21 protein-coding genes are annotated in these 22,057 nt (G+C 72.3%); 15 read left to right on the top strand and 6 right to left on the bottom strand.

Annotated features, from left to right (window positions below; translation table 11 throughout):
- The first annotated feature begins 27 nt into the window (after window positions 1–27).
- Window positions 28–591, top strand: a complete 564-nt coding sequence (locus GA0070216_RS26135; protein WP_091251533.1) for an SOUL family heme-binding protein — start codon at window positions 28–30, stop codon at window positions 589–591.
- On the opposite strand, the gene GA0070216_RS26130 is transcribed toward GA0070216_RS26135, so the two are convergent.
- Window positions 479–1,561, bottom strand: coding sequence for a hypothetical protein (locus tag GA0070216_RS26130; RefSeq protein WP_091251531.1), 1,083 nt, complete (start codon window positions 1,559–1,561; stop codon window positions 479–481). The two genes, GA0070216_RS26135 and GA0070216_RS26130, sit on opposite strands and share 113 nt — an antisense overlap.
- Before the next feature lie 56 nt (window positions 1,562–1,617).
- On the opposite strand from GA0070216_RS26130, the gene GA0070216_RS26125 reads away from it, so the two are divergent.
- The 5 genes from GA0070216_RS26125 (at window position 1,618) to GA0070216_RS26100 (ending at window position 5,763) form a co-directional block, all read left to right on the top strand.
- Window positions 1,618–2,550: a ParA family protein gene (locus GA0070216_RS26125; protein WP_091251528.1), complete on the top strand. Its 933-nt coding sequence runs from the start codon at window positions 1,618–1,620 to the stop codon at window positions 2,548–2,550.
- The gene (locus GA0070216_RS26120) at window positions 2,547–2,990 is read left to right on the top strand and encodes a Rho termination factor N-terminal domain-containing protein (protein WP_091251524.1); all 444 of its coding nucleotides are present in this window, start codon (window positions 2,547–2,549) and stop codon (window positions 2,988–2,990) included. Before GA0070216_RS26125 ends, GA0070216_RS26120 begins: the two co-directional genes overlap by 4 nt.
- A 266-nt stretch (window positions 2,991–3,256) precedes the next feature.
- Window positions 3,257–3,478, top strand: a complete 222-nt coding sequence (locus tag GA0070216_RS26110) for a TM2 domain-containing protein (protein WP_091251519.1) — start codon at window positions 3,257–3,259, stop codon at window positions 3,476–3,478.
- 167 nt (window positions 3,479–3,645) lie between these two features.
- Entirely contained in the window at window positions 3,646–4,842 is a 1,197-nt protein-coding gene (locus GA0070216_RS26105; RefSeq protein ID WP_091251514.1) for an endonuclease, read from the top strand.
- Between the two features lie 69 nt (window positions 4,843–4,911).
- Complete coding sequence (locus tag GA0070216_RS26100; RefSeq protein ID WP_091251511.1) at window positions 4,912–5,763, top strand: aldo/keto reductase; 852 nt, start codon at window positions 4,912–4,914, stop codon at window positions 5,761–5,763.
- 98 nt (window positions 5,764–5,861) lie between these two features.
- Here GA0070216_RS26100 and GA0070216_RS26095 read toward each other — a convergent pair whose 3' ends face one another.
- Window positions 5,862–6,374, bottom strand: a complete 513-nt coding sequence (locus GA0070216_RS26095; RefSeq protein WP_091251509.1) for a GNAT family N-acetyltransferase — start codon at window positions 6,372–6,374, stop codon at window positions 5,862–5,864.
- Between the two features lie 196 nt (window positions 6,375–6,570).
- On the opposite strand from GA0070216_RS26095, the gene GA0070216_RS26090 reads away from it, so the two are divergent.
- Window positions 6,571–7,455 carry a cellulose binding domain-containing protein gene (locus GA0070216_RS26090; protein WP_091251688.1) on the top strand — a complete coding sequence of 295 codons (885 nt, stop codon included), beginning with the start codon at window positions 6,571–6,573 and terminating at the stop codon, window positions 7,453–7,455.
- A 6-nt stretch (window positions 7,456–7,461) separates the two neighbouring features.
- Here the strand turns inward: GA0070216_RS26090 and GA0070216_RS26085 are convergent, their stop codons facing one another.
- Window positions 7,462–7,797: a globin gene (locus GA0070216_RS26085; RefSeq protein WP_245722746.1), complete on the bottom strand. Its 336-nt coding sequence runs from the start codon at window positions 7,795–7,797 to the stop codon at window positions 7,462–7,464.
- A gap of 147 nt (window positions 7,798–7,944) precedes the next feature.
- On the bottom strand, window positions 7,945–8,874 hold the full coding sequence (locus GA0070216_RS26080; protein ID WP_141723206.1) for an S-4TM family putative pore-forming effector: 930 nt from the start codon (window positions 8,872–8,874) through the stop codon (window positions 7,945–7,947).
- A gap of 250 nt (window positions 8,875–9,124) precedes the next feature.
- Between GA0070216_RS26080 and GA0070216_RS26075 the strand changes: the two genes are divergently transcribed.
- The gene (locus GA0070216_RS26075; protein WP_091251506.1) at window positions 9,125–11,710 is read left to right on the top strand and encodes a hypothetical protein; all 2,586 of its coding nucleotides are present in this window, start codon (window positions 9,125–9,127) and stop codon (window positions 11,708–11,710) included.
- Here GA0070216_RS26075 and GA0070216_RS26070 read toward each other — a convergent pair.
- Together GA0070216_RS26070 and GA0070216_RS26065 are read right to left on the bottom strand one after the other, a co-directional pair.
- Window positions 11,704–12,213 carry a peptidase inhibitor family I36 protein gene (locus GA0070216_RS26070; RefSeq protein WP_141723205.1) on the bottom strand — a complete coding sequence of 170 codons (510 nt, stop codon included), beginning with the start codon at window positions 12,211–12,213 and terminating at the stop codon, window positions 11,704–11,706. The genes GA0070216_RS26075 and GA0070216_RS26070 overlap by 7 nt on opposite strands.
- Before the next feature lie 273 nt (window positions 12,214–12,486).
- Window positions 12,487–13,797 (bottom strand): AAA family ATPase, encoded by a 1,311-nt coding sequence (locus GA0070216_RS26065; protein WP_091251503.1) that lies wholly within the window; start codon window positions 13,795–13,797, stop codon window positions 12,487–12,489.
- A gap of 719 nt (window positions 13,798–14,516) precedes the next feature.
- Here GA0070216_RS26065 and GA0070216_RS26060 point away from each other — a divergent pair.
- From GA0070216_RS26060 to GA0070216_RS35070, 7 genes are all read left to right on the top strand, one after another.
- Window positions 14,517–15,269, top strand: a complete 753-nt coding sequence (locus tag GA0070216_RS26060) for a Crp/Fnr family transcriptional regulator (RefSeq protein ID WP_245722745.1) — start codon at window positions 14,517–14,519, stop codon at window positions 15,267–15,269.
- Between the two features lie 112 nt (window positions 15,270–15,381).
- Window positions 15,382–15,939, top strand: coding sequence for a Pycsar system effector family protein (locus GA0070216_RS26055; RefSeq protein WP_141723204.1), 558 nt, complete (start codon window positions 15,382–15,384; stop codon window positions 15,937–15,939).
- A gap of 46 nt (window positions 15,940–15,985) precedes the next feature.
- Window positions 15,986–16,690: a Crp/Fnr family transcriptional regulator gene (locus tag GA0070216_RS26050; RefSeq protein ID WP_091251499.1), complete on the top strand. Its 705-nt coding sequence runs from the start codon at window positions 15,986–15,988 to the stop codon at window positions 16,688–16,690.
- An 84-nt stretch (window positions 16,691–16,774) separates the two neighbouring features.
- Window positions 16,775–17,620: a nucleotidyl cyclase domain-containing protein gene (locus GA0070216_RS26045; RefSeq protein WP_091251497.1), complete on the top strand. Its 846-nt coding sequence runs from the start codon at window positions 16,775–16,777 to the stop codon at window positions 17,618–17,620.
- Window positions 17,617–19,950 (top strand): hypothetical protein, encoded by a 2,334-nt coding sequence (locus tag GA0070216_RS26040; protein ID WP_091251495.1) that lies wholly within the window; start codon window positions 17,617–17,619, stop codon window positions 19,948–19,950. The genes GA0070216_RS26045 and GA0070216_RS26040 overlap by 4 nt, the downstream gene beginning before the upstream one ends.
- On the top strand, window positions 19,947–20,777 hold the full coding sequence (locus GA0070216_RS26035) for a hypothetical protein (RefSeq protein ID WP_091251492.1): 831 nt from the start codon (window positions 19,947–19,949) through the stop codon (window positions 20,775–20,777). Before GA0070216_RS26040 ends, GA0070216_RS26035 begins: the two co-directional genes overlap by 4 nt.
- Complete coding sequence (locus GA0070216_RS35070; protein ID WP_218108282.1) at window positions 20,774–22,057, top strand: OmpA family protein; 1,284 nt, start codon at window positions 20,774–20,776, stop codon at window positions 22,055–22,057. The genes GA0070216_RS26035 and GA0070216_RS35070 overlap by 4 nt, the downstream gene beginning before the upstream one ends.

Raw genomic sequence — 22,057 nt, 5'->3', positions numbered from 1 at the left:
AGATCTCCGGAACCGGGAGCGTGCCCCATGACCGAGCAGCAGCCGTACCGGGTGCTGGGCCGGCACCCCGGCTTCGAGCTGCGCCGGTACCCGGCCCATCTGGTCGCCGAGCTACGGATCGACGGTGGGTTCGCCGCCGCCGGCACCGCCGCGTTCCGGCCGCTGGCCGCGTACCTGTCCGGGGCCAACCGGTCCCGACGGCGGATGGGGGCGAGCGGGCCGGTGGTCCAGGAGGCGACCGGCTCCGAGCAGATCGCGATGACCGCGCCGGTGGTCCAGGAGGAGGGCGACCGACCCGGGAACTGGTTGGTGTGGTTCGTGCTGCCGGCGCGGCTCAGCCCGGCCACCGTGCCCGAGCCGGAGGACCCCCGGATCACCGTCCGGGAGATCCCGGAGCAACTCGCCGCGGCGGTCCGGTTCGCCGGGCGGTGGACCGACCGGGCCTTCGAGCAGCGGGCCACCGCACTGGGCCGGGCCGTCACCGACGCCGGCCTGACCCCGTCGGGGGCGATCCGGTACGCCCGGTACGACCCGCCGTGGAAGCCGTGGTTCCTGCGACACAACGAGGTGGTGCTGCCGGTCGTCGAGTGACCCCGGCGTGCAGCAACGCGGTGCCCAGACCGGCGAGCAGCCCGGCCAGCGACGGGAGCGCATCGGAGCCGGCGATCGGGCTGTTGCCGGCCAGCGCGGTCAACGGGGCACCGAGCCCGAGAACCGCGCTGACCAGCAGCGCGCCGGACAGCAGCGCCAGCGGGACGACCAGGGTGACCGGGACGAGCAGCGCGTACCGCCGCCATGCCGGTCGGCCGCCCGACCAGGGCCGGGTCAGCACCGTCACCCCTACCAGCAGCACCGCGCCGAGCACCGCCGCCGGGGGCAGCCGGTCGGCCGGCCCGACGAGCCGGACCACCGGCAGGCCGACCCCGCCGACGACGGCCACCGCCACCGCGATCCGGGCCCGCCCCCGCCCGGGTGCGGCGGCCAGCGCAGCCGCCACGGTCAACGCCAGCAGGAGCAGGCCGGTCATCAGGGCGGCCGGACCCAGTTCGGCTTCCCGGTCGGTCGGTGCCCGGGTCAGCACGGCGACCAGCGCCAACACCGCCGCGACGACGGAGAGTCCGGCCAGCACGGCCCGGTCCCGCCCGGGCGCTGCGTCCCGGCGTACGGCGGAGGCAGCGGTGAGGGCGACGGCCAGCCAGCCGAGGACGACGAGCGACACGGTCGCGCCGGGGCCGGTGGGGTCGGCCCGGTCGACGGCGACGTCGGCGGCCAGCGCGCCACCGCCGAGCAGCACGGCCCGCAGGGTCCAGGGTCGCCGGCCGCCACCGGCCAGCACCAGCCCGGACACGACCGCCATCAGCGCCAGGAAACGCAGGTCACGGGCCCAGTAGGTGTGCGCGTCGGGGAGCCGCTCCGACCACGGGCCGACCGGCTCGGTGAGCGGTTGCCACGCGGTCATGCCGACCGCCCAGAGCAGCACGGCCAGGGCGGCGAACCCGGCACCGACGGCGACGAGCCGGCCGGCCGATCGCGGAGCGTGACCGGCCGGGGAGGACATCATGGATGGTCAGACGCCATCCTGGCGGTTACGGTTCCCCCTCTGGGGAGGTGCCGTCGGTGTACGTGGTGTCCGTGATCAACTACAAGGGCGGGGTGGGTAAGACCACCGTGACCGCCAACCTCGGGGCCGAACTGGCAAACCGGGGGATGAAGGTGCTGCTGATCGACCTCGATCCGCAGACCAGCCTGACGTTCAGCTTCTACGACCCGGACGACTGGCGGGAACGGCTGCGCGACGGCCGCACCGTGAAACGCTGGTACGACGGCCTGCGCGGGGACACCCCGGCGGTGACCCTGGGTGAGCTGGTGGTCTCCCCCGGCCCGGCCAACGCGCACCTGTCCGGGGCCGGGCGGCTCGACCTGATCGCCTCGCACCTCGGCCTGGCCGACATCGACCTGGCGCTGGCCCGGGGCGTGGCCGACGGGGAGGACTACGACCGGGAGCTGTTCCGGGTCCGCGGGGCGCTGGCCGAGGGGCTGCACGACGCGGCGCTCGACGGCTACGACCTGGTGCTGATCGACTGCCCGCCGAACTTCAACGTGGTCACCCAGTCCGCCGTCATCGCCAGCGACCACCTGCTGATCCCGGCGAAGGCGGACTACCTGTCCACCCTCGGCATCGACCACCTCTGCGGCAGTGTCCGCGAACTCGTCGACCGCTACAACGCCGACGCCCGCCGGTTCGCCACCAGCCGCCGGCACCACAAGGTGGCCCCGGACATCGCCGGGGTGGTCTTCACCATGATCCAGCTGACCGCGCAGCGGCCCATCGCCGCCCACCAGGGCTACCTGGACCAGGTCCGCGCCCTCGGGCTGCCGGTCTTTCCCACCGCCCTGCGGGAGAACATCACCCTGTTCGCCGGGAACACCCCGCGCGGGGTGCCGGTGGTGCTGCGTCACCGGGTCACCTCGCCGGTGGTGCAGGAGGAGTTGCGGCAGATCACCTCCGAGTTCATCGCCCACCTGCAACCGCGCGAGGTGGTGGTGTGACCGGGACGCCGCCCGGCGGGGACCTCGCGGCCGGGGTGCTGGCCCGGGTGGGTGAGTTGCTGTCCGGGCTGTCGGCCGCCGACGTCGCCGCGCTGGCGCAGGGCCGGGCCCGGCTGGTCGTCGTCCCGGTGGCACCGGCCGGTGACGCCGCCGACCGGCCGGCCGCCCCGACGCCGGCGACTCTCCTGCCGGCCGCGCCGGTGCAGCCCACCCCGTCGGGCGTCGACCTGGACGCCGCATCGGCCACGCTGGCCACCATGGCGCACCGCCGGGACGGTACGGCGTACCTGACGCCCTGGTCGATCCGGGACCTGCGGGCGCTGGCCGCCCGGCTCGGGTTGCGCGGGGTGGGCGGCCTGCGCAAGGCGGAACTGGTGGAACGGCTGGTCGACCGGACGATCGGGTTCCGCGTCGCATCCGCCGCCGTCCGCGCCCGCTGAGCCGGCTACGGCTCCGCACCGACCCGCAATCGATCCGACCGACCCGGCACCGACCCGACCGGCGTCCATCCGACCGGCCCGATCCGTGTCCATCCGACCGGCCCGATCCGACCGGCGGCGGGGTCCGTGGCCGGCTCGCGGTCGGGGGCCGGTCGCACGGCCCGGACCTGCTCGTCCGTCCGGTCGGAGCCGACACTTTCGATCTTGTGCGACACCGGGCCGGTGGATACGCTCCCGCGACTGTCTCCACCTGAGAAAGGACCGCAGTGACCTCTCCTGTCACCACCCAGAAGTCCTGGGTCGTCGCCCTGCTGCTCTGCTTCTTTGTCGGTGTGCTCGGCGCGCACCGGTTCTATACCGGCAAGGTCGGCACCGGCGTGCTCCAGCTGATCACCATCGGCGGATTGGGCATCTGGGCCTTCATCGATCTGATCATGATCCTGGTCGGCGCGTTCCGCGACAAGCAGGGCCAGCCGCTCGCCAAGTGAGCCGGTGAGGCCGGGGCCGACCGGTCCCGGCCCCACCCCGCAGCGGTCCCGGTCCCGGGGGGCGTCGCCGGGTGGGTGGGACCTCGGCGCGCAGCGGTTGGCGGTGGGCGGGAATTCACCTCGTCGACCTCCCGCCGGTCGGGTTCCGGCCGATAACATCGCCGGGCATGGATATGAAGAGCAGCACCCGCCCGCGACCCGGGCGGCTGATCGCCGCGCTCGCCGCCGCCGTCACCCTGGCGGTCCCGGTGGCGGTGACCGCGACCTCGGCGTCCGCGGCGGCCACGTCGACCGTGGCGCAGGCCCTCGCCGCCCAGGACGGTCGGACCGCCACGGTCACCGGTTACGTGATCGGCCAGCCGACCGGCGCCAGCACGGTGCTCACCTCCGGCTACACCGCCGACACCGCCATCGCCCTGGCCGACACCGCCACCGAGACCGGCACCAGCCGGATGCTCTACGTCCAGATCACCGCCGACTACCGCAGCACGTTCGGGCTGTTGACCAACCCGACGCTGCGCGGCCGGCAGGTCACCGCGACCGGGACGCTGACCGCGTACTTCAGTCACGGTGGGTTGAAGAGCCCGAGCGCGATGAGCCTCGGCGGCGGCAGCACGCCGACGCCCACCGCGACCGCCGCCCCCACCCCCGCGCCCACCGGCTCCACCGGGCCGTACGACTCGACGTACTACGCGAACGCGGTCGGCAAGAGCGGCAGCGCGCTGCGCAGCTCGCTGCACACCATCATCAGGACCCAGACGAAGCTCAGCTACGACCAGGTGTGGGACGCGTTGAAGGACACCGACCAGGACCCGGCGAACGCCAACAACGTCATCCTGCTCTACAGCGGACGGTCGCAGAGCAAGAGCAGCAACGGCGGCGGGTCCAACGACTGGAACCGGGAGCACGTCTGGGCCAAGTCGCACGGTGACTTCGGCACCGCCACCGGGCCGGGCACCGACGTGCACCACCTGCGCCCGGAGGACGTGACGGTCAACTCCGCACGCGGCAACAAGGACTTCGACACCGGCGGCAGCGCGGTCGCCGAGGCCGCCGGCAGCTACACGGACGCCGACTCGTTCGAGCCCCGCAACGCGGTCAAGGGCGACGTCGCCCGCATGATCATGTATATGGCGATCCGGTACGAGGGTGACGACGGCTGGCCGAACCTGGAGATGAACAACTCCGTCAGCAACGGCAGCGCGCCCTACCTGGGCCGGCTGCCGGTGCTGCTCCAGTGGCACCGGCAGGACCCGCCGGACGCCTTCGAGCAGCGCCGCAACCAGCGCATCTACGAGCGCTGGCAGGGCAACCGCAACCCGTTCGTCGACCACCCGGAGTGGGCCACCGCGATCTGGGGCTGAACGGTCCGGTTGTCACAGATCACCCCGGTCGGGCCGTGAGGACGCGGCCTGACCGGGTAAACCCCCGGCATGGCACACACCGTTCCCGACATCAGCCTCAACGACGGCAACACCATCCCGCAGCTCGGCTTCGGGGTCTACCAGATCGAGCCGAAGGACACCGCCGCGGCCGTCAGCCGGGCGCTGGAGATCGGCTACCGGCACATCGACACCGCCGAGATGTACGGCAACGAGGCGGAGGTCGGCGCGGCGATCCGCACCTCCGGGCTGGACCGGGGCGAGGTCTTCGTGACCAGCAAGCTGAACAACGGCTTCCACCGCCCCGAGGACGCCCGCAAGGCGTTCGAGTCGACGCTGTCCGCGCTGAAGATGGACCACATCGACCTGTTCCTCATCCACTGGCCGCTGCCGACCCGTTACGACGGCGATTTCGTCTCCACCTGGAAGGCGCTGGAGGAGTTCCGGCGCGACGGCCGGGCCCGCTCGATCGGGGTGTCGAACTTCCAGGTGCCGCACCTGGAGCGGCTGGCCGCCGAGGCGGACGTGGTGCCGGCGGTCAACCAGATCGAGGTGCACCCGTACCTCACCAATGAGCAGGTGCGCGCGTACGGCGACGCCCACAACATCCTCACCGAGGCGTGGTCGCCGATCGCCCAGGGCAGGGTGCTCGACGACCCGACGATCGTCGACATCGCCGAGCAGGTGGGGCGCACCTCCGCCCAGGTGGTGCTGCGTTGGCACGTGCAGCGCGGCGACATCGTCTTCCCGAAGTCGACCACCCCGAAGCGGATCGAGGAGAACTTCCGGATCTTCGACTTCACCCTGGACGACACGGCCATGGAACGGATCAGCGGGCTGGACAAGGGCGAGACGGGCCGGACGGGCCCCAACCCGGACGTCTTCGACTACATCCCCGCCTGAGCACGACATGCGCCACGGGCGGGACCCGCGCGCGGGTCCCGCCCGTGGCGCATGTCGGCGGGAGTGCTGCCCTGGTGGGCGGCGGCCGACCGGTCGGCTCAGGCCGGGTCGGCCAAGTCGAGCCGCCAGTCGTTGGAGCGCATCAGCCGGCCCGGCGGGTACTCGAAGTCGGTGGGGCCGAGCAGGGTGAAGCCGGCCTTGCGGCAGACCGCGTTGGAGGCCGCGTTGCCGACCGACGGGTAGGCGTGCGCCCATCGGTGCCGGCCCCGGCCCCGGGCGCGGGCGTCGGCGAGGGCCGCCAGCGTGGCGGCGGTGGCCAGCCCCCGGCCCTGGTGATCGGGGAGGATCGCCCAGCCCAGCTCGTAGACCGGGACGTCGTGCCAGACCCGTTCCCCGTAGCCGACGCTGCCGACCTTGCGCCCGTCGGGCAGCACCACCGTGAACATCTGGCCACTGCGCGGGCCGTGGCCGCGTACGTACCGTTCGTGCCGGGCGACCACCTGCTCGTCGGTCTCCGGGCCGCCGGTGTGGTCGCGAACCTCCGGCACGTTGAGCCGACGCAGCAGTTCCAGGTCTTCGGCCTGCCACCGCGCGATGCGTACCCCGGTCATCCGGCTGCCCCGTCCGTGTCGGTGGCACCCATTGAAGCAGTCGGCACCGACAACCGGACGGTTCCCGGCGGCTCGTCACCGCCGAGCCGCCGGGAGCCGGTGGTGGGTCACCATGCTGTCGGGCTGATGACGTAAACGAATCAGCCACCACATCGGTCATTGATAGATGCACATCGAGGTCCGTAGCATCCCCGGCATGCGTGCCGCTCGCATCACCGCCACCGCCACCGCCACCGTCGCCGCGCTCGTGAGCCTGGGCGCGGTCACCGCCGCCCGCGCCGACGACACCCCGGCGCTCACCACCCCCGGCGCCCCGGTGGTGGTGAGCAACGACCCGCACCGGCTCACCCTGAGCTGGACCCCGTCGACCTGGAAGGGCGAGCCGGGCGGCCCGATCACCTACGATGTGCTCTCGCCGCTCGGGCCGAACGCCTACCGGGGTCTGGGCAGCACGGAGACCGCCGGCATCACCCTGACCAACCTGGCCCCCGGCACCGACTACCGGATCGCCCTCCAGGCGTACGCGATCGGCGGTTACTCCGACACCTCGCCGGTCACCGAGGTGCGCACCGCGTACGGGCGGGCGAAGGTCGACTACCTCAACCTCGACTGGGCGCCCACCGACAACCAGGCCCAGTTCCGGCTCGCCGTCACCAACACCGGCACCGCGCCGCTGGACCTGACCACCGTGCGGGTCCGCTACCACCTGCGCTTCGAGAACGGCAACGCCGCGCTGACCACCGAGTGCGACTGGGCGACGCTGGGCTGCGACCACATCCGGCGTACCCTCCAGTACTTCCCGCCGCCCGCGCCGCCGCCCGGTCCCAGCCCGACCCCGACCGTCTACCCGGTGCCCGGAACCCCCTTCCCCGGCTGGGTGGAGCTAACCTTCACCACCGGCGTCCTCGCCCCCGGCGCCTCCTCCGGGGCGATCCAGCTCCGGCTGCACCGGCCGAACTGGACGGCGATCGACGAACGCGACGACCCGAGCTGGCAGCCGGCCACCGGCGCGTGGACCGCCAACAGCCGGATCACCCTCGACGTCAACGGGGTCCGTGAGTACGGGGACAACTGGGGCTGACCGACGTCACGCGCGGGCTTCGCCGGCGACGGCGCGCTGGGCCGCGACGATCGTGTCGACCGGCAGGCCGAGGCCGCACAGCACGGCGGCCAGGTAGTCCAGCACCCGCCAGTGCTGCTCGTCGGTGAGCCCGAGCCGCCGCCACGCCCCGCCAGCCGCCCGTCCACCGCCCCCGGAGCCCATGCCGCCTCCCGACCCAGGGCCAACGCCGGAGCCGGGGCCACCGAGGGCCGTAGCCAACTGAGCGGTCAGCCTGCCTGCCAGCCGTGGCCGGTCCAGCCCGATCAGGTACGGGGCCAGCTCGGCGTCCGCCGCGACCAGGCGCAGCCAGCGGATCACCACTGCCCGCACACCAGCCGGGCCAAGCCAGTCGAACGCGTTCCGGGGGCAGGTGACCAACTCCGTCGTCCGCACATCCAGCAGTACGGCCGATCGAACGTCACCAGTTCAGCTGGCTCCACGCGGCTGTCGGCCGCCCACCAACGGTGTTCAGCCGTCGAGGCGGGCAACCGGGGCAGGCACCTTGAGTAGTTCGGCGAGGCTGTCCATCGTCGACTGGAAGTCGAGCCGGTCGGCGGCGTGGAAGCGGCGGAAGAACCAGTTGGGCACCCGTGGATGACCACGCCGGCTGTGAAAGATCACGTCCTGGATCTGTCGGGCCACGGTCAGCAGTTCCGTGGTGGTGGCCGGGTGGTCGCGGCGGCGCACAGCCGAGGTGATGTGGCCCTGGAGGATCGCCATGGCCCGGTCCCGGTCGGCAGCGACGTCCCGCTGCCCCCGGTAGATCTCCACGCCGAGCAGCAGTGCCCCCAGGGAGGGCACGAACCACTGGAGCAACAACTGCGACACGGTCAGACCGGCCACCACGCCGAAGGTCATCCCGACCAGCACCCAGCCGGCCACTCCGGCGAGGACGGCATGGGCATAGCGACGGCGGAGCCGGGCACCCCAGCCGAGGTTCTGCTGCTGACAGGCCAGCACGTCCCACGGCACGGGCAGCGGCGGCACCTCGTAGTAGTCGTGTAGATAGCGTTCGCCGCCCCGGAAGGCGCGGTCGAGGCGGCTCACCTCGTGTGCGCCGATCCGCTCGCCGACCGCCACGGTGTTCCACGGCAGGCCGAACAGCTCCACGTCGAACATCTCCTGAAGGGTGGCCGCCCGGCGGATCTGGCCGTTGGACCAGGAACCGAGACCGACGGCGTTGGCCACCGCCCAGAGAGCACCGACGGCGGTGACCGCCGTTCCCGACACGCCGGTGAGGGCGACCACCGCACCTGCCGCCCCGACCCCCACGGAGATCCACATCCGCAGGCCATCGAGCCGTTGGGCACGGGAGTGACAGACCGCCATGGCCCGGAGCAATGCCATCATCTCCGGCTCGTTCTGCCGCCTGAGCAGGGAATCAGTACGCTCTGCCACGGCCACCTCCCCATTCGGTGACTGAGTCTAGTTCCAGTCCGCCATAGGTAACGACAAGCACCCCCAAGGAGACGTACAGTGATCGCCATCTATCACTAAGTCATGATTTTCGCTGACACACGGATTAGTAACCGCTTCGCGGCGACTTGCCGTAGATTCAGACCGCGCGTCCCGTGCCTGCTCCCAGGCGGCGCACCCGGGGTCGCCAGCGCCAGCTTCACCCCTCGTAGCAGAAGGTTCAACGACGACGATGGACCAGGGTCTCAACGCCGACCTGAACGATTACGTTCATGACAGCAAGGTGACATCCGCGCTGCGTAGTTGGGCCGACGGCTTCGGCGGCACCGTCCGCATGCCCGCCCAATCACGCCGGGCGCGTGGCTACACCGAGGCGTTCCTCTTCACCATCACGCTCGACCGCCCCCGCCCCCGCGGACCGGGCCGGACCGGTAGCGAGAAGCTCCTCGTCAAGGTGCTGCCCGCCTGGCCGCACACCAAGGAGCCGGGGCGGCACGAGTTGGCCTGGTCGTCCGCCCCCGGCTTCGCCGAACGCCGCCTGGTGCAGCAGCGGTACCACTGGTATCCGGTGGGCGACGGCCGTCACCTGATGTTCCAGAGCGTCGCCAACGGCGGCGACCCGGTCCTGACCCTCACTGAACTGGCCGACGACGACAAGTCCATCGTCGGAGCCGTCCGGGCTGTGGTGACGAGCCTGTCCACCGACCTGAACGGCGACGGTAAGCGCCGGGCCGGACCGGGCCCCTCCGTCGACCGCACCCGCGTTGACCGGTACCTCAGCCGCGAACTGGCCGTGACACAGGCCCTGCCGGTGGCCCGCGCGGAGGCAGCCCGGCTGGGTTTGGCCCAGCCCGGCGACGACTGGGTGCACCTCGACGGCCAGGTGCTGCCGAATCCCCTACGGCTGGCTGATGAGGACTCGACCCTCGCCACCCACATGGTCGACTACCTGTTCGGCTTCGCCCACGGTGACCTGCACGGGGGCAACGTTCTGATCCCCCTCTCCAGCACCAATACCCGGCGGCCGAACCAGTTCCGGCTGATCGACCTCAGCTCCTTCGAGGAGGACGCGCCACTGAGCCGTGACTTGTACTGCCTGCTGGTGACGACAGCCCTGCTCTGGGTCGCGCCACCGCCCGGGGATGACGGTGCAAGTCGTCCGGGGCTGCCGGCCGACCAGGCTGACGCGCTCCTGCACCACCTCGTCACACCGAACGCCCCGCCGTCGAGCCGACTGCTGCCCGTGTTGACCAACCTGGTAAAGGCCGTCAACAAGGCCGGCCTGACCTACGCCGAAAAGGACTGGCTGCCGGAGTGGCGTAATCAGGCCACGCTCTCCCTGATCAGCCAGGCCCTCACCTGCATGACCTTTGACAACATCGACGACGCCGGTCGTCGTTGGTGCTTCCGGTTGGCCGCCCACGCAACGGAGGCATACCGCCGGGCGCACCGCCGGGCACAACACTCGGCGTCGACACCGCCGCCGCCATTCCCACCACAGCCCAGGCCGATTGCCGGTCCGCCACGGCAGGCCACCACGGGCTCAGTTGCCCAGGGGCGGCACCAGCAGCAGAACGGTCCGGCCACGCCAACATGGCAGGAGCAGACCGACTTGGCCTGGCCGTACGGCGTCGTGAGCATGTCCTCGCACCGGCACGCCGGGTCGGACGGGCCACCGGACGCGTCGAGGTTCGTCCCATCGACGCAGCCGGGGCGGCAGCGGGCGAGGAAGGCCGCGGGCTCGCGGGGCCCGGTGCCGTTCCCACGACGAAACGGTGGCGCGCCGATCGCCTGCCAGTCGACCGCACCCGGACGCGCCACCGCACCCGTTACCGGGGCGTCGGGCCGGCCGGGTAACTCCTCGCCGGCCACCCGGACCGGCCGGCCGGACCGGTGGCGGAACATCCGGCGGTTTCCCCCGACCGTAGGGGTCGGCTCGACGTTGCGGGTGCGGCTGACCAGATTCATGGTCGCCGCGCTCAGCACCAGCCTGGTCCTCCTACTGGCCGGCGACACGGTCGGACCGGAGCAGTTCGGGGCGGCCAACCGGTGGCCCGGGGAGGAGCCCGGCCGAGGTGGTCGCGGAACGCCACGCGAGGTGTCCCCACGCCGCGACGACGCCGCGATGACCACGCTCCGCCGCCTCGCCGAGGCCCTCCGCGACCTGCCGGTGCCGGCGACGCAGGGCCCCTACGCATACGTCTGCCTGCGGGTGTGGTCGCCCAACGATCTGGACGCCGGCTCCGACGACCCGGGGCGTTACCAGGAGGAGCAGCTGTGGTGGACCTCGCAACGGTCCGGCCGCCGCTCCGTGACCAGATTCGAGGGCGGCCAGCGGACCGGGACGCCGGACGTCACCCCGTACGGCGTCGGCGGCCTCACCGACGTTCCCCCCGAGCCAGCGGAGGAGTTGGCCGTGTTGCGTGAGCAGTTCGTCGCGCTGCACCGCAGTCTTCCCCGGGAGCTGGACGATGCGGCCGGCACGCTCGGGCTGGTCGACTGGTTTTATCGGTTCTGGCCGCTCACGCCCCGGCAGCGCGCCGCCCTGCTCCAGTTGGTGATCGAGATGCCCGGCGTCCGCTACCGGGGCAGTTACCCGGACCGGGCGAACCGCCCCGGGTACGCGGTCAGCGCCGACGGCGTCGACGGACGGCGGGAAACGCTGATCTTCGATCCTGACACCGGTCGGCTGCTCAGTCGTGAGACGACCGGGTCGAACGAGACGATGCTTGGCTACTATCTGTTTCTCGATGCCACCTGGACCGAGACAACGACGCACATCCCGTGTGCCGCCTTCCATTCCCCCTACGGTCAGTAGCAGGTGCGGCTGACGTAGTTGGCCCAGTTCCGGTAGGGCGAGGCGTCCGTCCGGACGCGGTTGCCTGCCCCGACGCTGAACAGTGGACTGCTGTCGTAGTAAAAGGTGACCGAGCCGCTGCCCATGTTGTAGTGGGCCGATTCGATTCGGAACTGCCAGTCCCAGGTCGCCAGGTTCTGCCGGCCGCACGAGGAGAGCTTGCCCCGGGGGTAACCGAAGTCGGGCCGATCATAGAAGCAGTACCAGCCCAGCGGGCAGTCCGCCACGGCATGGGTGCCCACGGGCGCCCGCAGGGTCACGACGAGGGTGCCGCCGCTGTAGCTGACCTCGTTGTCGTTGAGCACCGTCCCGCCGGGATGGACGGCCAGGTAGGCAGCCATCTGAGGGTTGAGGGCGGCGCGGTCGACCGGGGCTGCCAGAACAGGTCCCGGGACCAGGGACACCAGCAGCAGTACGCCGAACACGACGTTGGCTACGGCACGGACAGGGCGGTAGAGAGCCATTCGGCACCTCGCGGTGTGAGCGCGCAGAACGGGGGAAGTCTCCGGCGTGTTCGCCGAAGAGAGCCGGGAGAAATTGATTCACTTCTCCGCCTGTGATCAGCGTAGGAAGGTCCCTCCCAGATCACCAGTCCGTACGCGCCCAGTTTTTGTCGCCAAAGCGTCAGAAGGCCAGCCGGCGGGCACAAGTCGAGAGAACCATGAAACTTCCAGCGACACCAATCGAATTGCATCCGGCAGAATGCAATTCGCGCACCAGTGGGGGGTCCGGGGCTGCTACCGCGCTCCGAGGTGCGTGAGCATCGTCTGGTTGGCGGCCCAGCCGTCGGGGAACTTCACCGGCACGTCCAGGTACACCGACTCCGTCGACGGGTGGGCGTCCAGCAGCTCACCGATGCCGGCGCGGGCCACCACGATGCAGGCGTGCCGGTGCCGGGAGGCCAGCACGCACAGCCGTCCCGACTCCAGGTGGAAGTTCGTCGCGTCCCGCCGGCCGGAGAGCGGGTGCAGCACGATCGTCACGTCGTACTCGCGGCCCTGGAGCCGGTTGGCGGTGTCCACGGTGATGCCCGCCCCGGCCGCGCCGAGCTGGGCGCGGATCGCGGCGACCTGGTCGCGGTGCGCCGCACCGACGGCGATCCGGTCGGCGGTGACCGGCGCGCCGGCCGGCGCGTGCTCGGAGACCGCGACCGCACCCCGGGCCAGCACCCGCAGGGCGAGCGCGGCGCACGCCGAGGCGGCCTCCGCGTCGGTACGCAGGGTGTGCCGGGCCGGCAGCTCGTGCAACGCCCAGCCCGTCGCGACGGCCAGCTCCACCGCCGCGTCCAGCGCGTCGCCCGACCCCGGCCCGGTGAGCGTCAATGCCCGGTCGGCCGGGCCGGTGCCGGCCCGGAAGCCGGTGAACGGGTAGAACGCCGCCGCGACCACCGGGGCCGCCGACGCCGGCAGCCGCCAGGACACCGGCAGCCGGTGCACCGGCAGCTCCGGGTTGTGGCGCAGCAGCACCGCCACCGCCGCCTGCATCGGGTCCCAGCTCAGGCCCGTCCAGCGCAGGGTCTCGACGGTGGAGAACGGGTCGAGCTGCCCGGGATCACCCACGAACAGCGCCCGCTCGAACCGCCCGGCCACCCGCAGCAGCGCATCCGAGCGCATCTGGTACGCCTCGTCGACAATCGCCCACGGCCACCGCCCCTCGGTGACCGTGGCCCACTTGGCCGCCGTACCGATGGTGACGGCCGGGTCGCCCAGGTCGGCGACCTTGGACGCCACCCGGACCGTGTCGTGGCCCCGGACCCGCTCCGACGGCCGGTAGTCGGTCGCGGACAGCCGGCCGATGCGCAGCTCGGGGGCCTTGGTGGCGAGCCGGTCGATGAGGTCGTCGACCTGCTCGTTGGTCTGCGCCACGATGATCAGCGGCTCACCGGCGGCGGCCAGCTCCACGGCGGCCCGCACGACGAGGGTCGACTTGCCGGCCCCGGGTGGGGAGTCGACCACGACGCCCCGGTGGTCGCCGGCGCGCAGGTCGGCCAGGACGGCCGCGATCACCCGTTCCGCCTCGACGGCCGGCGGCACCTCAAGCCCGAGCATCGGCTCCCCTCCTGCCTGGTGACCCTGGGACCCTACCGGCAGCGGCCCGGGTAGCCGGCCCGCCGGCGGGGCGATACGCCGGCGGGGCGATACGCCGGCGGGCCGCCCGCGGCGCAGATGCCGGCGGTGACCGGCAGGCGAGACCGGGAGCCGGCCGCCCCGGCCCGCGCCGTGGTGATCGGCATGCCGCCTCCGCGTCGTCCCATGGAGTTGGACGGGTCTGTCGGACACGGTGGGTTTGTCCGGGATCTGACACCGGGTCGAAGAGGCCGGCACGGCGACGTCGCGTCCCCGGGGCGCGGGCGGCGGCGACGCGGCCGGTCCGGACTCCGGCCGGAGCGCAACCCGCACCCTCACGGGATCGATCCCGGCCGGCTGACCGGCACATTCGCCACCAATGGCAGCGACGTCGACAGATCTACCGGGGATGTCGCCATGGCACGGTTCCGCCCACCGGGCGACGCCGAGGTGACGACCGGCGTCGGGGCCGGCGGCACGAACGGTGCGACCTGCGCCCGAAAAGATGCCACCGGCGGTCGCCTCTCACTTCCGCTTACCCATTCGGCGGATCACGCGCTATTGACGGCAACGATAGAAAGAACGCCTTCCTGTTCCTCCGTCCACGGACCTGACCCTCACTCAACGTCCTGTGCACGGGACTGCCCGGTTCAGCGTCGACGGGCGAAGCGAAGCAATTCACGGAGAGGAGCACGTTCCACATGACATCTCATTCTGGGAACGACTCTGCCCTCGGCGACCCGGCCGCCGTCCCCGCCGATTCCCCACCGTCCGGCAGCTTTCTCGGCGGTCTCTCGGCCCGGGCGCGGACGGCCCTGACCCACGCCGGCACCAGGCACGACTATCCCGCCGGCGCCACCCTGTTCCACCAGGGCGACCCGTCCCGTCACGTGGTGCTGATCGAGCAGGGTTGGGTCAAGGTCACCTCCACCTCGCGGCAGGGCTGGGAGGCCCTGCTGGCCATCCGGGGGCCGGGCGACATCCTCGGCGAACTGTCTGCCGTGGACGGACGTCCCCGGCTGGCCACCGTCACCGGGCTCTCGCCGATCCGGACCGTGGTGCTGACCGCCGAACGGTTGCACCGCTGTCTGGCCGACAACCCCGAGGTCGCCCTGTCGCTGCTCCGTCACCTGGCCTCCAGCCTGCGGGAGGCCGACGGCCGACGGGTGGAGTACGGATCCAGCAACGGTGACCACCGGCTGGTCGTCCTGCTGGTGGAACTGCTGGACAGGCACGGTGTGCCGACCCCGGAGGGGATCGCGCTCGACCTGCCGCTGACCCAGCAGGATCTCGCCGCGTCCGTCGGGGTGTCCCGGGAGGTGGTGGCCCGGACGTTGCGGGTGCTTCGGCACCGACAGGTGCTGCTCACCCGACGCCGACGGATCGTGGTGGTGCAGCCGGAGCTGCTCCGGTCGTTGGCCGGTTCTGTGTCGATGTCGACACCCGAGCCGTAGGGCTCGACATCGAGCGGAAGGCCGGATCCCGGGACCCTCATCAGGACGGCAGTCCTGCGGTTCCCTGAGGAGTTCCATGTACCGAGCAGCCCGTGTCCCGAACGACCGCGTCGTGCGCCGACGGGCACGTCCCGTCGTCGGCGCAGCCGGCAGGGTGGCCGACCGGGAAAGCCGGTCGGAGACGGACCAGCAGGCGGCGCTGCGGCTGGCGGAGCGGCTGATCGCCGAGGCCCGCGACGAGTTGCGGCGGGCCGACGCGAAGGCGTCGCAGTGGCTGACCACCTCGGGCGGCGCGGTGCTGGCGATGCTGACCGTCCTCACCGGCACCCGCTGGTCACCAGGGCAGTTGACCGGCGCGGCGGTCTGGGCCTGGTGGTCCGGCTGCGCCTGCGCGGCAGTGGCCCTGTTCACGCTGGCCATGGCGCTGCTGCCGAGAACGGCGGGCGGCGCCGAGGCGCGGCAGGTCGCCTACTTCGGGCACGTGTACCGGCTGCGTGACCCCGCACTGGTCCGCCGGTACGTCGAGCGGGCCGCGCAGGACACCATGCCCGGCCTGATCTCGCAGCTCTGCTGGCTCAGCCGCCTGGTGATGACCAAGTACCGCTGGGTCCGGGCCGGCACGGTGCTCATCTCGCTCGCCGCCGCCCTGGTCGCGCTGGCGCTGCTCTGACCGAGGCACAGCAAGGCCCGACCGAACCGTGGAGAGGAGAGACCCGATGTCTTCCCGTACCGAGGACGCGAACAGGATGCCCGCCTGGTGGTCCAGGGCGAGTTTCGCCGGCCGGCTGTCGGATGCCGACCGGGCATCCCTGCTACGCATCGGCGGCCGGCAGGAGTTCCCGTCCACCCATCCGCTGATACGGCAGGGCGACCGGGGCCGGCACCTGTTGTTGCTGACCACCGGGCAGGCCCGGATCATGGTCGAGGGCAGCCGGCGGGGCCCACAGGGCATCGCGCTGCGGTACGCCGGTGACCTGGTCGGTGAGTTGTCCTATCTCGACGACGGGCCCCGGTCCGCCTCGGTGGTTGCCGTAGGGCCGGTGGTGGTCCGTCACATCCCGGCCGAGGCGTTCGACCAGTACCTTCGGCATCATCCGGCGGCACATCGGCCCTTCGCCCGGCTGCTGGCCGACCGCCTGCGGGCCGCCGACAGGCGGACCGTCACCGCGTCCTACGACACGACCACCCGGGTCGCCGCCGTGCTGGCCGACCTGACGGTTCTGACGGACGACGAGTTGGTCGCGCACACCACCCAACGCGAGCTGGCGCAACTGGTCGACGCGTCGCAGATATCGGTGCACCGGGCCCTGCGCCGACTGGCACACCTGGGCCTGGTGGCGACCCGGCACGGCTCGATCGTGATCGTCGATGAGGTCGGGCTGGGACGGATCGCCGGATCACCGGCCGAATCCATCACCTGATGTAGATCAACTAGCCGGGTCCGCAATTCCCGCCGCAGAGTCGAAACCGACCCACCCCTCAGAAGAAAAGGACGAACAATCGCCATGGAACTTCCACGACCCTGGACCGTCGTCTCGTCCGACATCGTCAATTCCAGCGCGGGCGGATACCCCCGGCAGTCCGATCTGGCGACCGCCGTGGAGCAGATAATCGGCAGGATCGAACACCGGTGCCCCTACCCGGGCCGGTGGATCCGTCGGGAACGCGGCGACGGGGAACTCGTCCTCATTTCGGCCGACGTCCCGATCGCCTGGGTGCTCGCCGACCTCCTGCCTCAACTCCGGCAGGAGATCCTCGACCACAACCGCAACAAGCACCCCGACCACCGGCTCCGACTGCGCGTCGGCGTCGACGCGGGGGACGTGAGCGTCGATGTCGCGGGCGTGCCCCGGGGCGGTGACGCGATCGTCGACGCGACCCGGCTGCGCGACTGCGGCGCCAGCCGGGAGGCGGCGTTCGCGGTGCCGGGCGCGCCGGTGGTGGCGGTCGTCTCCGATGCGGTCTACCGCCGGGTCGTCCCGGCCAACGCCCTCGGCATGGAGCCGTGGATGTTCCGGCCCGTCCGCGCGGTGGTGCCCGACAAGACGTTCCAGGCACACGCCTGGCTCCACCTACCGGCCCACCAGCCGCCGGCGGTCAGCGCGTCGATCGACGAGCCCGCACCACCGCGGGCCGACGACCGACCCGCGTCCACCCCGGCCGACGACCGACCCGCGTCCCCCTCGGCCGGCGACCCGCGGCGCGTGGCCGACCTTGCCCGACGCGCCGCCGACGCCCACCGCGTCCACGACGGCCGCCACCAGGGCGACAACGTCGGACAGACCGCCTACGGCGACCACGCGACCTTGACCAACTACGGCCCGATCAGCAAGGGAGGAGGATCGGCATGACCACCGACACGCCGGCCACCGACGGTGAGGAAACCGTGCCGCCGGGCGACGGCAGGCAGGACACCCACGTGGCGGAGGAGAAGTCCCCGCCCGACACCGGTGGGGCCGCCCCGCAGACCTCCGCCGAGCAGCCCGGAGTCGACCGCCCCGCTCCGCCGGACCCGCCCGCCCCCGGGCGGGGCGACGCCCTCGGCCGGATGGACCAGCTCCGCGCGGCCGGCGGGAAGCCGACCCCCGGTGACTCCGGGGGCAAGGACGAGAGCTGGCGGCACGCCGACGACCCACCGCGGGGCGACGCCGGACCCGACCCGGTGTTCTCCAACGTCGGGCAGACCGCCTACGGCGACCACGCCGTGCTCGTCAACATCCAGCTTCCCGACGGGCGTCGGGTCACCATCCTGCGGTCCCAGCGCACCCCGGCCGAGCTGCGCGAGTCGGAGAACACCTCGGTGACCGTGGACGGCTTCGACGACGCCGTCCAACGCCTCAAGGACAAGCACGTCGTCGTCCTGCGGGGCGGCGTCGGCACCGGCCGGCGCACCACCGCTGAGCTGATGCTGTGGCGGGTCGTCGGCATCGACCGGGTGGTCGGCGTCGAGGACCCCGAGGTGACCCTCACCCAGCTGGCGCGGCAGGAGGGGCTGCTGCTCAAGGGCCACGGCACGGTGCTGGAGCTGCCGGCCAGCGAGGCGGTGACGATCGGCACGCTGCGGGCCTTCGAGTCGCTCGCCCGCAACGTCGCGGCCTACGTGGTGATCCTCGACGGTCACGGCGACACCGCCGATCCGACCCTCGCCCGGTACACCGTCGACCACACGCCACCTCCGCCGGAGAACGTGCTCCGCCGGCACCTGCTGCGGTTGCTGCGGCGACAGCAGCGCTGCACGGGCGGCTGTGCCCCGTGCGTCGGCGACTGCTGGGCGGCGTTCGTCGAGCGGTGCGTGTCGCACGACCGGATCGCCGCCGAGCTGTCCGCGCACCCCCGCCCCCGGCAGACCGTGGAACTCGCCCAGTCGCTGGCCAGCTGGAGCGGCATCGACGAGGAGTTGGAGGCCGCCCTGGGCGGGCTGCGTCGCCGTCGCCGTGACCTGGTCGCCCGCCTGCTGAAGCAGGACAGCGCGGAGAAGACCCTGGAGGACCCGCAGGCGGCCCCACGCCGGCAGGCGTTCCAGATCGCCTACGCGGCCCTGCACAACCTCCCGCTGGCCGACGTCTTCGACGCCAGCGAGTTGTTGCTGGGAATCCTTCAGGCGGTGGAGAGCGGCACCGAACGACTTCCCCGGGTGGTGTTCGACGGTGGCGTCGACCAGATGCTGCACGCCTGGGGCGGCGAGTCCCCCCTCGCGGCGGCCGAGACCGGCGAGCAGCCCCGCCGGGCCCGGCTCGCCGACCCCCGACTGCTGTTCGACGTGCTCGACGTGGTGTGGCACGACTTCGACGGCGTCCGGCTGCCGCTGCTGGTCTGGTTGGAGGAGCTTGTCTTCACCCGCCGCGACGAGGTCCGGCGACGGGCTGCACAGATCACCGGCTGGCTCGCCACCTACGACTTCGACGAGGTCTGCAACGGGATGCTCCGGCAGTGGGCGGCGGACGAACGGGGCACCGGGCGGCAGGCCGCCGCCTGGGCGCTGGACGTCGCAGCGTACGACGACCGGCTCGTCGGGCGCATCCAGGGTCGGGTGCTCGGTTGGGTACGCAGCGCCAACCCGCTGCTGCACGACACCGCCGCCCGCGTCTACAGCACCCGGATCGGCCGTCTCGCTCCCACCGACACGCTGCGGGAGCTGCGTACCCTGGCCAGCCGGGACGACCTCAACGGCAGCGCCTCGGTGGCGCGGGCGCTGATGGACCTCTACCCCGTCGCCCCCGAGGAGACCTGGCGCACCCTGGTCGCCTGGAACGGCGACGACCTGCACCGGCTCCGGGTCCACGCCGCGCGGGGCATGACCCTGCTGGGACGGCTCGCCGGCCGGGCCCCCCACGACGGTTGGCCGCTGCTGCTCACCGCCGTCGAGTGCTTCACCCCGGAGCCGGGTGAACTGGCCGGGCTCTGGCAGGGCGCGCTCGGCGACCCCACCACCGCTCCCCGGGCCTGGAAGCTGCTGCACGCCTGGCTGCAACTGGGCGACGAGGAGCCGGTGCTGGCCGACCGGATGGTCGCCCTGTTCTCCGAGGTGCTCGTCGGCCGGCTGGTCGGGCGCAGCCGCTTCTACCTGCGCGACTGGTCCCGGCAGTCGGCCACCGCCCGCCGCCTGCTCACCCCGCCCGGCAACGCCGCCGGGAACGGGGCGGACGTTCCGTCACAGCCCACCCCTGGAGGTAACCCGTGAGCATCCCGACTACCGGCCGTACCGTCGCCCGGCGCAGTCTGTGGCGTCGGCTGGTCGACTGGTTCCGTGGCACCCCGCTGCCGCCGGGACCGGTGACCAGGGACGAGGAGATCACCTACCAGCCGACCGACGACAGCACCCTGCTCACCGCGCTCTGCCAGGGAGACGTCTACGAGTTCCAGGTGCACACCACCCTGGTCTGGTCCGCCTTCCTGCCCTACCACGACCTCGTCGCCGAGGCGGACGAGTTCACCGCCAGCGCCCGGGACACCGTCCGGGAGCGGATCTGGGAGGTGGCGCGGCACTTCTCGGCGTACCAGTCGGTGGAGGCGGAGCAGGCGATCCAGGAGGCGCTCACCCCGCAGTGGTGCTACCGGGGCGCCGCCGGCATGGTGCGGTGCCGGGCGAAGGTCCGGGTGCTGCCCGACCCCCGGGTCCGTGATCACCTGCTGCCGTTCGAGCAGCGGAAGCTCGACGTCGAGGCGAACACCACGCTGGCCCTGCTGCGGGCCGACCGGTTCGAGCAGGTGGCGCGACGCTGGCAGCAGCTCTTCGACACCCTCGGCCACGACGCGATGGTGGCGTACGCGGCGCAGCTCGCCGACCCGACCGTCTCGGCCGTGGTCACCAGCCTGGTCAACCACCGGCGGGCGAGCGCGGTGCAACTGGTCGACGTGCTGCGTCAGGCCAGCAAGGACCACGAGAACGTCGGCCTCTACGAGTTCGCCAGCGCCTACGACGCGGCCCTGCAGACGTTGCGCCGGCAGATGCACCTCGACGAGGGCGGCTTCCCGATCGCGGCGGTCGAGTCGGGGGCCGGGTCATGAGGCCCGGCCGCGTCAGGATGCTCAGCCGGGGCACGGGGCTCCGCCGGATCGCGCTGGCGGCGGTCACCGTGACGACGCTCGGCACCGGCGCCAACTGCGGCGGCGGCGACAACAGCCAGGACGCGTGCACGGCCGTCCCGGGACCGGCACCGACGGGGGTGGGCCGCACGGCCGTGCTGCTGGACGTCTCGGCGTCCACCCGCGGGGCCGGCCCGGCACCGGACTGGGCGGCGGAGGTGGACGCCCCGGTGGCTGCCGCCGTCGACCGTGGTGACGTGGTCTCCATCGGCGCATTCGACGGCTCGGCGTCCACCGTCACCTGGGCGGTACGCGACCGGGTAACCGCGCCCACCAGCAAACGGAGCAACAACCAGCGGCTGGAACGCGAAGGGACGAAGTCCTGCCTGCGCGGCTGGGCGAGGGAGGCGGCGCGGATGCCGGCTCGTACCACCGGCACGGACCTGTTGGGCGCGCTGGGCGTCGCCGGTGGACAGACCTCTGCCGCAGGCGAGGCACGCCGGACGGTGGTGATCGCCACGGACGGGTTGGGCACCGTCGGCTGCACCGACCTCAGCCGGGCCCCGGCCGGTGGGGCGGCGCTCATCGAAGCCGCCGTCCGCGACTGCCCGACCCGCACCGGATGGCCCACCGAGCTGGCCGGGAACCACCTGGTGATGCTCGGGGTGGGGCATCCCGCCGAGGGCCAGCCGCTTCCCGAGACCGGGCACCTGGCCTGGCTCCGGCAGTACTGGCGACGGCTCTGCGCGGTGGCACAGGCCGCTTCCTGCGAGGTCTCCACCGCGCCGGTGACCGTCCGGGCCGGTGGGACGGGCGGCGGGGCGGGACAGCTGCCCGCTGACCCGCCGGTCAGTTTCCGCCCCGAGGTGGGACCGCCACCGCCGGAGCCTGAGGGCAAGGTCTGGCCGGTGCCCTCCGCCGCGCTGTTCGCCACCGACTCCGACGAGGTGGGTCAGGCCGGGATCGCCCGGCTCGGGCAGATCCGGAAGGAGATCGGCGGGGACCGGGTCACCCGGGTCGAGGTCATCGGCTACACCGACTCGCGCGGCAGCGACCGCTACAACCAGGGCCTCTCCGAACGCCGGGCCGCCGCGGTCGGTGCGGCCCTGCGCCAACTGGGACTGCCGACGCCGGTCACCCGGGGCGCCGGGGAGACCGGGCGGATCTGCCTGGCCGAACAGCGGCCGGACGGCACCTGGGACGAGGGGTGCCTGCAACGCAACCGCAGGGTCGAAATCGTGATCAGCACAGAGAGCGGATGA

Source organism: Micromonospora matsumotoense (assembly GCF_900091525.1).
Lineage (GTDB): Bacteria > Actinomycetota > Actinomycetes > Mycobacteriales > Micromonosporaceae > Micromonospora > Micromonospora matsumotoensis.
Note: the sequence above shows the minus strand (reverse complement) of the source record. Positions and strands in the feature narration are given on the sequence as shown.